The organism is Marinobacter sp. bablab_jr003, assembly GCF_016464245.1.
Lineage (GTDB): Bacteria > Pseudomonadota > Gammaproteobacteria > Pseudomonadales > Oleiphilaceae > Marinobacter > Marinobacter vinifirmus.
Genome location: NZ_JADARC010000126.1, coordinates 1 through 14,087, shown reverse-complemented (window position 1 = coordinate 14,087; position 14,087 = coordinate 1). Strand labels below are relative to the sequence as shown.

Here is a 14,087-nt window from a genome sequence, read left to right as displayed (position 1 = left end):
GACAACGCGGCTATGGAGAGCTTCTTCGGTACATTGAAATCCGAGTTCTATTACTTGAACCGGTTCGATAGCGTTGAGCAATTACGACACGGTATTGAGCAGTACATTGACTACTATAACCACCACCGGATCCGGCTGACACTCAATGGCCTGACTCCGGTGGAGTACAGAGAGCAGGCTGCCGCTGCAGCCTGATTAAACTGTCCAAGTTTTAGGGGTCACTTCACTAGAGGGGTCAGTCCTCGTAGGGACAGACCCCTAGTCAGCCCCCTAATCAGTCCACTTCCCGAGCCCAGCTAACCAGCGCATCCAAAGCCATGGGCCGAGCAAAGTAAAACCCCTGAAAACGGTGGCAGCCCCACGCTCTTAGGATATCGAACTGCGCCTCGTCTTCCACGCCTTCGGCAACCACGGTCAGGCCCATTTCGCGGGCCATGGTGATTACGCCTTTGCACACGGCGGCATCTTTGTGGTTGGTGACCACGTTTTCCACGAACGACTTGTCGATTTTGATGCTGCTGGCGGGCAGGTCTTTCAGGTAGCTGAAGCTGGAAAAGCCGGTGCCAAAATCATCAATCGCCGTGGAAATTCCCAGCTCCTGCAGGGAATTCACCAAACTAATAGCGCGACAGCGGTCTTTCATCAGCACGCCTTCGGTCAAATCCAGCTCCAGCAGATCAGCCGGCAGGCCGGTTTCGGCCAGAATCTTCTTCAGCTTGTCCAGAAACCCCGGGCGGTGGAACTGCAGCGGCGACAGGTTCACCCCCATGCGCCCGGGCAGCAGCCCCATTTCCTTCAGCTGCACCGCATCCTTACAGGCCTGGGTGAAAATCCACTTGCCCAGCGGCACAATCTGGCCGGTTTCCTCTGCCAACGGCAGAAAACGCTCCGGCGCAATCAGCCCGCGGGTAGGGTGCTGCCACCGCACCAGCGCTTCCACACCGAAAAACTTGCCGTTCTGGTCTACCTGAGGCTGGTAATGCAGGAACAACTGGCCGCTGCGAATGGCCTCTTGCAGATCCTGGCGCAGGGTAACCCGGCGTGAAAGCTTGGCGTCCAGCTCTGTCGAATACACCTGAAACGTATCCCGGCCCTGGCGCTTGGCCTTGTACATCGCCATGTCTGCCTGGCGAATCAGCTTCTCTGGCGACGTTTCGCTGTCATCCAGCAGGCTGATCCCGATACTGGCAGACAAGTACAGCTCATGGCCGCCCACCTGCTGGGGCCGGGCAATCTTCTGCAGAATGCGTTCTGCCACCTCTTCTGCCTGCCGGGCCGATTCCAGGTCTGGCAGCAGCACCACAAACTCGTCGCCACCAAATCGGGCCAGCGTATCGGTAGGGCGAATGCACGCCTCCAGCGCCCGCGCCACCGCCACCAGCAGGCGGTCGCCCACCTTGTGGCCCAGGGTATCGTTAATGGGCTTGAACTCGTCCAGGTCTATAAACAGCACCGCCATCAGCCGGTTGTTCTGGCGGGCCAGGGTAAAATCCTGCTGCAACTTCTCTTCAAACATCGTGCGGTTGGCCAGGCCTGTCAGCGCATCGTGTGAAGCCTGGTACGCCAGCTTCTTCAGCAACAACGCCCGGCCAGACGAACGAAACAGCCAGGCAGACATAACCATGCCACCCACCACCAGCGTGAGCGACCCGGCCCAGGAGAAACGCAGCGGTTCCGGCACTGGCAGCTGCGGAAAGGCAGACGCCAGCAAACCGGCAAAACCGGCCAGCAAAGTGCAAGCCAGCAGCAAAAATGGCCAGGCCTGCAACCGCAGTGCGTGAGAAACTTGTGGCATAGACGGAGCGCCGCCTCAGAGTGGATGAAAAAACCGGCGCATATTGTTAGGCCAGTTTGTTTTTTGCACAACGGCAGTTGTGTAAATAAAGCGTCAAACACGTAAATTCTTGCAAAATCCGGGGTGGATGGTTGTCCAAAGCACAGCCATAGTGCAGATTGATTACCATGAGCCCGCCAAACTGATAGAAACGTTTAATATGCCGACCTGGTTCTCCCGTCATTCATTGCTGCTTCAAAGTTCCGCTTTGCTGGTCCTCATTGTTGTCGTCATTTTTGTCACTCAATACCCTACCTACCAGAAAGATCGGGAGCTGGAACAAGTCGACATCAACCGTAACCTGGAGCTGATGCAGCTGATGACAGCCGGCTATGTGCAGCAACTGACACGTGATGCCGATGTAATTGCCGCCTCTCCGGTGTTGCAGATGTACATAAGAGACCTGTCCGCAGAGGGCTTGCTATCTTTAGAACAGGCGTTTCTGAACCTCGCAGGTCTGAGGCCAAGTTATGACCAGCTACGTTATATAGATCGTTCCGGAGTTGAACAGGTTCGGGTTAACAACTACAACGGTGAGCCACAACTGGTCACGCAGGGCTTACAGCTTAAAATCCATCGTGACTACGTGAAAGCGGGGCTGGCAGGAGAGGCGGGGAGCGTCTTTGTGTCCCGCTTTGACCTAAATGTTGAAAATGGCCGCATTCAAGTTCCCTTTGTGCCCACGGTTCGGGTAGTCGCCAGCGTACACGTGGATGGTGAAAAGGGTGGCATGGTGGTGCTCAATGCCAAGGCGAATGAATTGCTGCAACACCTGCGCACAGCGTTGCCGGACGGTACTGACCTGGTCGTGCTTGACGACGCCGGCGGTTGGATAGCCGGTGGTGGTGTTGCCGACTGGGCGTTTGCTGATGATTCCGCCAGTCGGTTTTCGGCTAGCTATCCGGCATTGTGGCAACAAGTGCGTGGCGCTCAGCAGGGACAGTTCGAGTTGGAAGACGAGTGCTATAACTACCGCTGGCACCGTTATTCGGATCCTCGCGTTGAGTCTCCCGAACTGTTGCTGGCCCAGCGAACGGCAGGGGAGCCCTGTTCGGCCGTCGGGATGGATTCGGTCAAAAAAGCGGGCGTTCGGCTGATTTCCGGACTGCTGGTAACCTACCCCTTGCTCTTGCTATGGCGACGCGCTAACACGCGTAAGTGGCAAATGCAGCGGGTGCTGGCAGAAAACTACCATCAGTTGCAGGTGGTTACGCAAATGTCCGGGCACGGGTTGTTGATGGTAGACCAACAATGCCGGGTGCAGTGGATTAATCCGGAAGGTGAACGGCTTTTGGGCTGGACAGAAGCGGAGCTGATTGGCCGCGACCTGCACCAAACCTGCCACGTTACCCCGGATGGCCATAGCCTGCATGACGGGCCTTGCCCGACACTGCACACCCTGGCTACAGGCGAGGACAGCCGCGCAGACAAAGAGCGCATGGTAGGCAGGAATGGCCGCATCGTGCACCTGAGTATGAGTGTTCGGGCGTTTGGTGATCCTGAAAACAGAGGTGCCATCCTGGCCATTGCAGACGTAAGTCGCCATGTTGAGACAGAGCGTAACCTGACCCAGCTGGCCCGCACAGATGCCTTAACCGGAGTATTAAACCGGGGCGCATGGTTGTCGGTGGTCAGCAGCTGGGTGGACAACGATAATGCCGCGCTCTATGTCATCGTGTTGGATCTCGACCACTTCAAACGTGTGAACGATACCTTCGGCCATGGCGCGGGTGATACAGTACTAAAAACCTTTGTAAAGACCGTCAGTCACCTTCTGAGAAGGGATGATGTGTTTGGTCGCCTGGGGGGAGAGGAATTTGCCTTGGCCGTGCGCCACCTGACCAAGGAGCAAGTGTTGGTCCTGGCTGAGCGGATTCGCGTGGCGGTGGGTGACATGCTGTGCACCCTGGACGACGGCCAGGAAATTACCATAACCACCAGTTGTGGTGTGGCACAGTATAGTGGCGAGGAAAGCTTAAAACAGTTGCTGGAAAAGGCAGACAAAGCCCTTTACCTTGCAAAGCACGCAGGCCGGAACCAGGTTCAGTTTTACCAGCCGATAACGGGTAACGGTTCAGAATAACCGGGCTCTCACTCACCCACAAACTGCGCACCGGCCAGCAACTGCCCGCCCGCCTGGCCAATACCTGAACCCACTCACAAAAAAACCACCGCACGACGCTACCTGTCGCCCCCGTGACTACACTGGAACAAAGGCAACGCCAGGGGAGGGCGCACCATGCGAGCGAATACCGTGGCGAAACACCTGATGATCGCCCTGGCCATAGCACTGCTTGTGCTGGCATCCGGCTGGCTGCCCGCACAGGAAAACTGCACCTACCGCAAAGACGCCCTGGGCAACATGCGCTACCAGTGCGACAACGGCGAACAGGGCACACTACGCAAAGACGCGTTCGGCCACTGGAACGACAACCGCACCGGCAACCGCTACCGCAAAGACAGCCTTGGAAACTATCGGTCTTCTGATGGTGAAGAGGTTTGGCGCAAGGATTCGTTGGGGAACTGGCGGGACCGGGAAGGGCGGCGGTGCAGGGAGGATGCGTTGGGGAATTTGGTGTGTGAGTAGGGAAATTGGTTCGTAAACAAATGCAAAATTAAGCCGAGCCAGAGAGAAAGTCTTAAGATTTCCTTGGAAACCGGGACGTTGAACGCTACGGTTCTTGCCAGATGTGCCATCAACATGGAACGTAGGTAATGCAACAAACCGGAATCTACGAGCAGCTAATCACCAAGCTCATCGAAAGCCGCCTCGACAGAGACAAGTTCTACGTTGGTGAACGCCAGCTCAACAGCGCCGAAGCCTCGGTGTGGCTGTCACGATTCCTGTCCAACATTCTGGAATTCGCCATTGAAGCCGTGCCGTCGGGAGACGACCGGCTTCAGGAGCAAATTGAGCTCTCCAACCAGTTGCTGATGTGGCTCAAGAGCCAGATTTCCGACGAAGGCTTTCTGGACGAGAACCTGCTCGATAGCCAGGGAAAGATCCTGACGGCTCTGTACGAGTTGGAAAACCCGGTTGCAGCCAACCTGAAACAGTACGTTGAAGACATCTTCCCTCTAACGGGATTAACCCAAAGCGAGCTGTTCTCAGGCAGCAATGCCGGCTTGTCGCTGGAATCCGAACTGAAGCGCGAAATTCTGTCAGCAGACAAAATCTACTGGCTGGTGTCGTTTATCAAATGGGCCGGCATCCGCATTTTCCGGAAAGAACTGGAAGCCTTTACCGCCAGTGGCCGTGAGCTCAAGATCATCACCACCTCCTACATGGGGGCAACGGATGCCAAAGCCGTTGAGTACCTGGCCAGCCTGCCGAACACCGAAGTGAAGCTGAGCTACAACACAGAGCGTGAAAGGCTGCACGCCAAAAGCTATTTGTTTCTCCGGAATACAGGCTTTCACACCGGTTACATCGGTTCATCCAACCTGTCCCGATCGGCGCTGACCAACGGCCTTGAGTGGAACCTGAAAATCACCTCTCAGGAAATTCCTCACATCATCAACAAATCTCTCAGCACTTTTGAAACCTATTGGGCCTCGGAAGACTTTGAGAGGTTTGATGGCCAGGCTGAGAGTACCGAAAAGCTCAACCGCGCACTAAAACAACAAAAAGGATTGGACGCCCCTGGCTCCTCCCACTATTTCGAAATCACGCCGTTCCCCCACCAGAAGGACATTCTGGAGCAGCTGTCCGTAGAAAGGGACGTGCACCAGCGTTTCCGTAACCTTGTTGTGGCCGCCACCGGTACTGGCAAGACGCTGATTTCGGCGTTTGATTTCCGGCGGTTCCTGAAAGCAAAGCCAAACGCCCATTTTCTGTTTGTGGCGCACCGGGAAGAAATTCTGCGGCAAGCCCGCGAAGCTTATCGTGGCGTGCTGCGTAATAACGCCTTCGGAGAACTCTGGGTAGGCGGCCAGTTGCCGGAACACTACCGCCAGTTGTTCGTCTCGATTCAGACCCTGAACAACCAGCTGGATCAGCTGAAACTGACGGAAGGCTATTACGACTACATCGTAATTGACGAAGTGCACCACATTGCCGCCTCCAGTTACCGGGCGGTACTGGAGCACTTCTCGCCTGAGATACTTCTGGGCCTGACCGCGACGCCAGAGCGGCACGACGGTGGCGATATCCTCAGTGATTTTGGAGGCGTGATTGCCGCCGAACTCCGGCTGCCGGAGGCCATCAACCGCCGCCACCTTTGCCCATTCCAATACTTCGGCATAGATGACGATACCGACCTGCGCACCATTCCCTGGAATCGTGGCCGTTACGATGTGGTTCAGCTAACCAACCTCTACACCCACAACCAGAGCCGGGTAGACAAGATTCTGCGCAGTCTGCGGGAAATCGTCACCGACATTACCAGCATGAAAGCCCTCGCTTTCTGTGTGAGCCGTGAACACGCGACCTTCATGGTGGAGCAACTTCTGCTTCACGGCATCAGGGCCGATGTGCTCACCAGTGACAACAGCCACGAACGCCAACAAAAGCAGCAAGCCATTCGTTCCGGGCAAATCAACGTGCTGTGTGTGGTCGACATCTTCAACGAAGGCGTCGATATTCCGGAAGTGGACACCTTGCTGTTCCTGCGCCCCACCGAGAGCCTGACCATCTTCCTGCAGCAACTCGGCCGTGGACTGCGTTTGGCAGACGACAAAGGCTGCTGCACGGTTCTGGATTTCGTGGGCAACTCTCGGCCTGAGTATGATTTTGCCAATAAATTCCGGGCACTGGTGGGTAAGTCAGAACGCTCGATTACGGATGAACTGAAGCAGGGCTTTCCCCATGCGCCACTGGGTTGCCGAATTGAGCTCACCAAGAAAACCCAGGAAATGGTGCTGAGCAACATCCGGCAAGCCACGCTGACCATGAAGCGGCTGGTATCTCTTGTTCGGCAGTTCCCACAGCACTCCACTCAGCCACTCACACTGAAGAACTTTATAACCCATCATCCCCATATCGACTTGAACGAGCTCTACAAACGGGGCAGCTGGGCCGAACTGGTGAGTAAAGCGAAAGACGAAGACGTAGCCGATGACTCGCCGTTCAAACTAGCCAGGAAGGCCATCTATAACCGGATTTTGATTTGCGACGATCACCAGTACCTGATGTTCCTCAAGAAACTATGCCAGGCCGGGTTTAGCTGGGACGACGCCAGCAATCGCCAAGCCCTGATGTGCCATTACGACTTCTGGCAGAAAGCGGGGCCGGAGCTGGAGTTTGATTCGCTGGCTCAAAGCCTGGCAGAACTCAGCAAGCTGGGGCTGGAACAGGAGCTGGCGGACGTGCTCGACTGGAAACTGTCGAAAACCAAGCACGAACAGCCGGCCATGCCGGAGTTACAGGAAGTCCCGCTGCGATTGCACGCCCGCTATTCCCGAGAGCAGATTCTGGTTGGCTTTGGTGCCATGACGTTCGAGCACCAGCCACCATCGAGGGAAGGTGTGTATGTCATTCAGGATCAGAATATCGAGCTGCTGTTTGTCACCCTGGATAAAAACGAAAAGCAGTTCTCACCAACCACCATGTACCACGACTACGTGATCAACGAGCAGTTGTTTCACTGGCAGTCGCAAAACAGCGCGCGGCCTGACCGTGGCAAAGGTAAGGACTATATTCAACACCAAGCCATCAACAAACGTTTGTTCCTGTTTGTAAGAGAGCAAGCGAAAGACGAATATGGCCGCACGATGGGGTTTGTGAATTACGGAGAGGTGGATTACGTGTCTCATACCGGTTCGCAGCCCATGAGTATCACGTGGAAACTCCAAACGCCGATGCCGAACTTTATGTGGCAGCAGGCGGCTAAGCTGGCGGTGGCATGAGTTACGGTCCTTACAACAAAAACGCCCAAAAATTCTTCACCCAATACCAGTCCCTGACCTTCGAACAGGTCCACAGCGACTGGCTCCCCCAGCTGGACAAGAAAACCGGGCTCGCGCTCGATATAGGTGCCGGCAGCGGCCGCGATGCGTTGGCACTGGCGGAGCGTGGCTGGGACGTTGTGGCGGTGGAGCCGGCGGCGGAGTTGCGTCGGCTTGGTGAGGCGGCAACGGCCCATCGCAGTATCCAGTGGGTGGATGACTCTCTGCCGGATCTGAGCGAGATCCGAAAACTCAGTTACCGGTTTGATCTGGTGCTGGTGTCTGCGGTTTGGATGCACTTGCCCCCTACTTACCGGGAGCGGGCGTTCCGGATTTTGACTGAGCTGCTGGCACCATCCGGTATGTTGGTTATCACGCTGCGCCATGGGCCGGGGGATGGTGAGCGCCAGTTCTACGAAGTCTCGAAGGCCGAGCTGGACAGCTTTGCCCGCCACCGGGCGGTTATGCCGGTGCCTTTGCCGGATATGCCGCGTGCGGATCAGCTTAAACGCGAGGATGTGTGGTGGGAAACCGCCGTATACCGTCTGCCGGATGATGGCACCGGGGCGTTGCCCACGCTGCGGCATATCATCATCAATGACAACAAATCCTCCACGTACAAACTGGGCTTGCTGCGAACCCTGGTGCGCATGGCAGACAGCGCGCCGGGGTTGGTACTGAACCGCTCCGATGATTGGGTAGAGCTGCCACTTGGGGCAGTGGGGCTGTTCTGGATCATGCTGTACCACCCGCTGGTGCTGAAGCATCACTTGCGGCAGGCGCCGGGTTCCCGGGGGCTGGGTTTTGCCGGGGATGATTTTTATGAACTTGGCAAGCTGTCGCCGCTGGATTTCCGGGTTGGTTTGTCACTATCGGCGGAGTTTGCGCCTGTGGTTATGCGGGCGATCAAACTGGCGGCTTCGAACATTCTCAAGAACCCCGCCCACTTCACCACCTGGCCGGGCACCAATCGCCAGGTTTTCGAAGGTGGCACCAGTCGACTGACTATTTCTAACGAGGCGGTTCGTCTGGATAAGGAAACCCTGGCCCGGTTCGGCCGTTTCCGGGTGCCTGCCATGCTCTGGGACACATTCCGCCGTTACGCCTGCTGGGTTGAGCCGGCAATTGTGAACGAATGGATCAACCTGATGGGGAGCTGGGAGGCCCGTTATTCAACGGAAACCTATCATCAGGCGTTGCAGTGGGTAGAGGGGCGGCGAGATACCACGGTCGTGCGCAAGCTGGTAGAGCAGCAGCTTACTGCCGGCTCGGTGGAGTGTGTCTGGACCGCCAGAAATCTTGCCCGTACCCGCTACGATATTGACCACTGTTTTCCCTGGTCGCGCTGGAACAATAACGATCTCTGGAACCTGTTGCCGGCCTCTCATACCGCCAATGCGGCGAAGTCTGAAAAACTGCCGGCGGATTCGTTACTGAAACAAGCCCGGCCCCGGGTGATCGAGTGGTGGGAGCACGCCATCATCGGTACTGAGCGGGAACAACAGTTCTTCTCCGAAGCGGAAGCTGCGTTGCCGTTGCTGGGCGAGAGCCGCACGGTAGATAGCGTGTTTGAGGGAATGTTGCAGCAGCGTTTGCGGTTGAAGACTAATTTGCAGTTGGCGGAGTGGCTTGGGGTTTAACTGCCCGGCCTTGCTTTCCCCAAAAACGTATATACAATGTAAATATCTTTCAGCCATGAGCTTCACCCTCACCAGGAGTATCCGCAGTGACTGATGGTCCCAAAAAGGTGAAACCGAAAAAGGTGAAGCCCAACAAGAAAGATAGCCAGCTGCTGATTCGTATCAGCAGTACCGAGCGCGAGCAGTTCATTGAGTTGTGTGAAGAGCTGGACACCAGCGCCGCTCGCGAAATCAGGCAGTTTATTCGTGGGTTTATCAAGAAGAACAAACCCGCAAACTAGCCGCGACAATGCCCAGGAGGCAATTATGTCCAAGAAAGCTGAGAAGAACCTGAAGAAAAAGATCAACGCCCGTAAAGCCAAGATCGAAAAGCACGAAGCCAAGATCAAGTCGCTGAAGAAGAAGCTGAAGAAAGCTGCCTGATGCGATAGCGGGCCGCCCTGTGCGGCCCGTTGATACGCTAGCTATGTAGTTGTCCAGTTAACCTACCGTCACAAACAAACGCGTTTTTGTCACAGTCTCCCCGCCGCTAACAATTTAAAATTCTGCGAAATCTCTCCCTCTGCGGTGTTGTTTCCTATGCCCCATTTTTTGCAGAAATTCCCCCTGTACCTGGTTGTTGTCCTGTTTGGTGTGCTGCTGGCCGGTTGTGGTGGCGGTGGCTCTGGTGATGACGTGGGTAGCGCCCGGGCGGGTGGCTCTTCTGTGCCATCGGGGCAGGAGTCTGCTGTGGGCAGCGAGTCGGTTTCTGAACGCAAGGCGGTACTCAGCTGGACAGCGCCCAGCAGTCGTGAGGACGGTTCTGGCTTGTCGATGAGTGAGTTAGACAGCTACGTTATTCGCTATGGCCAGGACAAAGACAACCTTACTGAACAGGTTGTTGTTCCAGACGCTGCGGCCGAAGATTCGCAAAGTTACCCGTCTTACACCATCACCGGCCTAAAGCCGGGCACCTGGTATTTTACGGTGCAGGCGCAAGACCACGCCGGTCTGCTCAGCGCGCCGTCCGAGATGGTTAGCAAAAAGATTTCTTCCTGATGACAACCTGTAGGAATTGTCGGCATTTCGGCTATAGTGAAACACATATGGACGTTGCCCGAACGGATTCACTATGAAGCGCAGAATGGCCGAGCTGGCAGACCAGCAAAAAATTCAGGACATGATTGCCCACCAGGTCCCGTTCGAGGAAATCCTGGGCGCCATTACCGAGATGGTCGCACGCCAGATGCCGGAGTGCGTGGTGTCTTTCATGATGTACGACCCCTCCGACAACACCCTTAGCCTGGTTGCAGGGCAGGGCGTGTCTGAAACCTACCGCCAGGCCATGCAGCGGGTTGTGATCGGCCCGAATGTGGCCAGCTGCGGCAAGACAGCCTTCACCCGCGAAGTTGTCATTACCCCGAATATAGAGCACGAGCCGGACTGGGCGCCCTTCGCGCACCTGGCCCGGGCCGAGAGCCTGAAGTCTTGCTGGTCTGTGCCGGTGCTTACCCCGGGCAATGATCTGTTGGGCACCTTTGCGGTTTATGGCCGCTATCCTTCTGAACCGGCTAGTGAAGACCTGGTGTTGATGTACCGGGCGTCTGGCCTGTTGGCGTTGGCGACCGCCCGGGAGCGCGACAGAAAAGCGCTTCAGGATCACGAGCAGCGTTATCGCAGGTTACTGTACCAGCATGAAAACACGCTGTCTGAACTGCGTTTTCAGGAAACCCACGATCCGCTAACCCGCTTGCCCAACCGCACCAGTTTTGAGGCGTTGCTGAACGAGCATTGCTGCTCGAATGGCGACCGGCTGGTGGGGTTGCTGGTGAACCTGGACGGCTTTACCACGATTAACGAAGGCCTGGGCCACACGGTGGGCGACCAACTGTTGCAGGCGGTGGCCGGGCGATTGCGGGCAGAGTTACCGAAAGAAGCGTTTCTGGCGCGCCTTGGTGGCGACGAGTTTGGCATTCTGTTGGGCACTCGCAGTGAGTACACCGATGAGTTGCCTCTGAAGACAGCAGATACGGTGCTTGCGTTGTTGTCCCGCCCGTTTGTGGTGGGCGAGCACACGGTGCATATCAGTGCCAGCATCGGGATTGCGTCTGGCTCCGATGGCTGTGAGGGCAATTGCGTGCTGATGGCCCACGCCCATACTGCGGTGCGCGAGGCCAAGAACCAGGGGCGAAATACCTGGGAGTGGTACGCTGGCGAGCAAGACAGTTCCATTCGCGAGCATGTGGCGATTCGCCGGGAGCTGCTGGAGGCGATCGAGGGCGATCAGTTTGTGGTGCATTACCAGCCGCTGGTAGATGCCGCCACCACCGAGATTCGCGGGGTAGAGGCACTGGTGCGCTGGCAGCATCCGGAACGCGGGCTGGTGCCGCCGGGGCTGTTTATTCCGGTGGCGGAAGCAACCGGCCAGATTATCGACATCGGCCGCTGCGTGCTGCGCCAGGCCTGCCACGATATGAAGCAGATTGTTGAGCACCTGGGCAGGTCCATTACGTTGGCTGTGAATATTTCACCGGTGCATTTTCGTCGGTCCAGTTTTTTCAGTGAAATCCAGGGTGTGCTGGAAGACAGTGGCCTGAGCCCGTCTTGCCTGGAACTGGAAGTGACTGAAGGCGTGCTGATGAGCGCGGCGGAAAAGGCCTTGGAACAGGTTCAGGCACTGCGTAACCTGGGCGTGAAGGTGGCTATCGACGATTTCGGCACCGGCTTCTCCAGCCTCAGTTACCTGCGGGACTTGCCCATCAACAAGGTGAAGATAGACCGCAGTTTCATCAACGATATCGACACCAGCCGCCACAATGCCGCCATTGTGAAAGGCGTGATCACCATGACCCACCACCTGGGCCTGGAAGTGGTTGCCGAGGGTGTGGAAACCGAAGCCCAACACGAATACCTGCGCGCCCACGGTTGTGACTTGCTGCAGGGTTTCTACTTCTCCCGCCCTGTACCCCTGAAAGAACTCCTCAAATAACACGCAGGCTACAAAGGGGTCGTACTCCCGGCAGGGGTACGACCCCTTTTTAGCCTGCCAATTCTTCTACCAACACTCCCGCCGGAATTTCCCGACAACCGCTGGCATTCTGCCCGGACCACAATGGTGAGAAATCCCCGGTGCCAGCCGCTTCTCCGGCCGCCCGCAGCGGTGCAATGGCATTCGTTGCCAGGGGAAATGCCGGTGCCTGATCGCAAACCGGGCCCAGTTCCCGCATTACCCGGTTAACAATGCCCCGCGCCGGGCCGCCGGAGAACAGGTTGGTGATGGCCGTATGCCGCGCCGCCGGGCTTTTCAGGGCCTCTCGGTGCAGGGGCTTGGTGGTGGCTTCCGGGCAGAGCATGAATGCGGTGCCGATTTGTGCAGCTACGGCGCCCAGGTCCAGGGCTGCCCGCACACCTTCAGCCGTGGCAATGCCACCGGCGGCGATGACCGGAATCTTCACTGCAGCCACAATCTGCGGCAGCAGGGCGAACGTGCCCATCTGGGTGGTCATGTCCGTGGTAAGAAAAATGCCGCGATGCCCGCCGGCTTCCATGCCTTGGGCGATGATGGCATCGGCGCCGTGCTGTTCCAGCCAGAGGGCTTCGTCCACGGTGGTGGCAGTGGACAGCACCTTCGCCCCGGCTTTCTTGACGCGCTCCAGAAGTTCCGGCTTCGGCAGGCCAAAGTGAAAACTCACCACAGCGGGGCGGAACTCTTCCACAATCGCTGCGGATTCTTCATTAAACGGCATACGCCCCGGGCCGGCGGTAATGCTGGCGGGGTCAATGCCGAACTCCTTGTAGTAGGGCGCCAGCGCCTGCTGCCAGTTGGCTTCTTGCTGAGGGTTAGGCTCGGGCGGGGTGTGCGCAAAAAAGTTCAGGTTGTAGGGCTTGCTGGTGGCTTCATCCAACGCCTTAAGTTCCTCCCGCAAGGCGTCCGGCCCCAACATCGCACAAGGCAAAGACCCGAGCCCGCCGGCATTCGAAACCGCCGCTGACAGCCGATAATCCTGAACCCCCGCCATCGGCGCCTGGATGATGGGCTTCTCGACGTTAAACAGGGCTGTCAGTGCGTTACTCATACTCTCTCCTCCAATTCGGGGTCAGACCCCCAGTACATTTCGTGTGGCTGAATGTATCGGGGGTCTGACCCCGTTGGTTGATTTTTAGTCGATCCGGAAGTCTGGGTGTAGGGTTTGCCAGTGTTGCGACATCAGTCGTCTTCGTCTAACAGGCCTTGCCAGGGGTTGTCTGCGATGGGGTTGGAGTTGGGGATTAGTTCTGCCTTGCCTTCCAGAAAAGCCGCAACAGCCCTCGCTTTCTCTTCTGGTATTAGCATAACTCGCATCTTCAGTCCTTTGGCTACTAGTTCAAGGGTTTCTAGTCGTGAATTACCCCCAGACTCAAGCCGCTGATACTGCTGGCGAGGCATGCCGATGCGCATCTCCATATCCTGCTGGCGCAGTCCAAGAGATTTGCGGCGATCTTTCAACTGTTCGTGGACTTTGCTCATGGGCCCTTTCTGGCAACGTATAAGTTTCAAAATACTATAATAGAATCATATTAGTTTCATTTTCGCCGAATGCAACCAATTCGGGGTCAGACCCCCAGTATGAAGTGACCCCCGAAAGTTGGACACCGACTTTTGGGGAGTCACATGACAAGAACACATAGTGAAGCATTCAAATTAAAGATGGTGAAGCTTTACCTCGACGGCGGGGCCAGCTTCAACCGCATCTCCAGAGAATTCAATG

At 56.6% G+C, this 14,087-nt stretch carries 11 protein-coding genes; 8 read left to right on the top strand and 3 right to left on the bottom strand.

All coding sequences use genetic code 11. The annotated features are described in order from the left end of the window. The coding region (locus H3Z84_RS15645) for an IS3 family transposase (RefSeq protein WP_199458126.1) at positions 1–195 on the top strand (195 nt) is incomplete at its 5' end. A 79-nt stretch (positions 196–274) separates the two neighbouring features. Here H3Z84_RS15645 and H3Z84_RS15640 read toward each other — a convergent pair. Then, positions 275–1,795 (bottom strand): putative bifunctional diguanylate cyclase/phosphodiesterase, encoded by a 1,521-nt coding sequence (locus tag H3Z84_RS15640; protein WP_199458125.1) that lies wholly within the window; start codon positions 1,793–1,795, stop codon positions 275–277. A 247-nt stretch (positions 1,796–2,042) separates the two neighbouring features. On the opposite strand from H3Z84_RS15640, the gene H3Z84_RS15635 reads away from it, so the two are divergent. From H3Z84_RS15635 to H3Z84_RS15605, 7 genes are all read left to right on the top strand, one after another. Then, on the top strand, positions 2,043–3,917 hold the full coding sequence (locus H3Z84_RS15635; protein WP_199458124.1) for a diguanylate cyclase: 1,875 nt from the start codon (positions 2,043–2,045) through the stop codon (positions 3,915–3,917). Between the two features lie 156 nt (positions 3,918–4,073). Beyond that, on the top strand, positions 4,074–4,421 hold the full coding sequence (locus H3Z84_RS15630) for a hypothetical protein (protein ID WP_199458123.1): 348 nt from the start codon (positions 4,074–4,076) through the stop codon (positions 4,419–4,421). Positions 4,422–4,549: 128 nt separating this feature from the next. Further along, positions 4,550–7,681 (top strand): DUF3427 domain-containing protein, encoded by a 3,132-nt coding sequence (locus H3Z84_RS15625; RefSeq protein WP_199458122.1) that lies wholly within the window; start codon positions 4,550–4,552, stop codon positions 7,679–7,681. After that, positions 7,678–9,360 carry a class I SAM-dependent methyltransferase gene (locus H3Z84_RS15620; RefSeq protein ID WP_199458121.1) on the top strand — a complete coding sequence of 561 codons (1,683 nt, stop codon included), beginning with the start codon at positions 7,678–7,680 and terminating at the stop codon, positions 9,358–9,360. Before H3Z84_RS15625 ends, H3Z84_RS15620 begins: the two co-directional genes overlap by 4 nt. An 86-nt stretch (positions 9,361–9,446) precedes the next feature. Beyond that, positions 9,447–9,641 (top strand): hypothetical protein, encoded by a 195-nt coding sequence (locus tag H3Z84_RS15615; protein ID WP_022988799.1) that lies wholly within the window; start codon positions 9,447–9,449, stop codon positions 9,639–9,641. A 298-nt stretch (positions 9,642–9,939) separates the two neighbouring features. Next, positions 9,940–10,398: a fibronectin type III domain-containing protein gene (locus H3Z84_RS15610; protein WP_199458120.1), complete on the top strand. Its 459-nt coding sequence runs from the start codon at positions 9,940–9,942 to the stop codon at positions 10,396–10,398. 73 nt (positions 10,399–10,471) lie between these two features. Further along, the gene (locus H3Z84_RS15605; protein ID WP_199458119.1) at positions 10,472–12,328 is read left to right on the top strand and encodes a GGDEF domain-containing protein; all 1,857 of its coding nucleotides are present in this window, start codon (positions 10,472–10,474) and stop codon (positions 12,326–12,328) included. 49 nt (positions 12,329–12,377) lie between these two features. Here H3Z84_RS15605 and H3Z84_RS15600 read toward each other — a convergent pair whose 3' ends face one another. Together H3Z84_RS15600 and H3Z84_RS15595 are read right to left on the bottom strand one after the other, a co-directional pair. Then, the gene (locus H3Z84_RS15600; RefSeq protein ID WP_199458118.1) at positions 12,378–13,415 is read right to left on the bottom strand and encodes an NAD(P)H-dependent flavin oxidoreductase; all 1,038 of its coding nucleotides are present in this window, start codon (positions 13,413–13,415) and stop codon (positions 12,378–12,380) included. A 131-nt stretch (positions 13,416–13,546) separates the two neighbouring features. Further along, on the bottom strand, positions 13,547–13,846 hold the full coding sequence (locus H3Z84_RS15595) for a helix-turn-helix domain-containing protein (RefSeq protein ID WP_199458117.1): 300 nt from the start codon (positions 13,844–13,846) through the stop codon (positions 13,547–13,549). Between the last annotated feature and the right edge of the window lie 241 nt (positions 13,847–14,087).

Coding starts and splice junctions, on each gene's coding strand:
- H3Z84_RS15625 (WP_199458122.1), top strand. CDS start 4,550: ATGCAACAAACCGGAATCTACGAGCAGCTAATCACCAAGCTCATCGAA.
- H3Z84_RS15640 (WP_199458125.1), bottom strand. CDS start 1,795: ATGCCACAAGTTTCTCACGCACTGCGGTTGCAGGCCTGGCCATTTTTG.
- H3Z84_RS15610 (WP_199458120.1), top strand. CDS start 9,940: ATGCCCCATTTTTTGCAGAAATTCCCCCTGTACCTGGTTGTTGTCCTG.
- H3Z84_RS15595 (WP_199458117.1), bottom strand. CDS start 13,846: ATGAGCAAAGTCCACGAACAGTTGAAAGATCGCCGCAAATCTCTTGGA.
- H3Z84_RS15600 (WP_199458118.1), bottom strand. CDS start 13,415: ATGAGTAACGCACTGACAGCCCTGTTTAACGTCGAGAAGCCCATCATC.
- H3Z84_RS15630 (WP_199458123.1), top strand. CDS start 4,074: ATGCGAGCGAATACCGTGGCGAAACACCTGATGATCGCCCTGGCCATA.
- H3Z84_RS15620 (WP_199458121.1), top strand. CDS start 7,678: ATGAGTTACGGTCCTTACAACAAAAACGCCCAAAAATTCTTCACCCAA.
- H3Z84_RS15605 (WP_199458119.1), top strand. CDS start 10,472: ATGAAGCGCAGAATGGCCGAGCTGGCAGACCAGCAAAAAATTCAGGAC.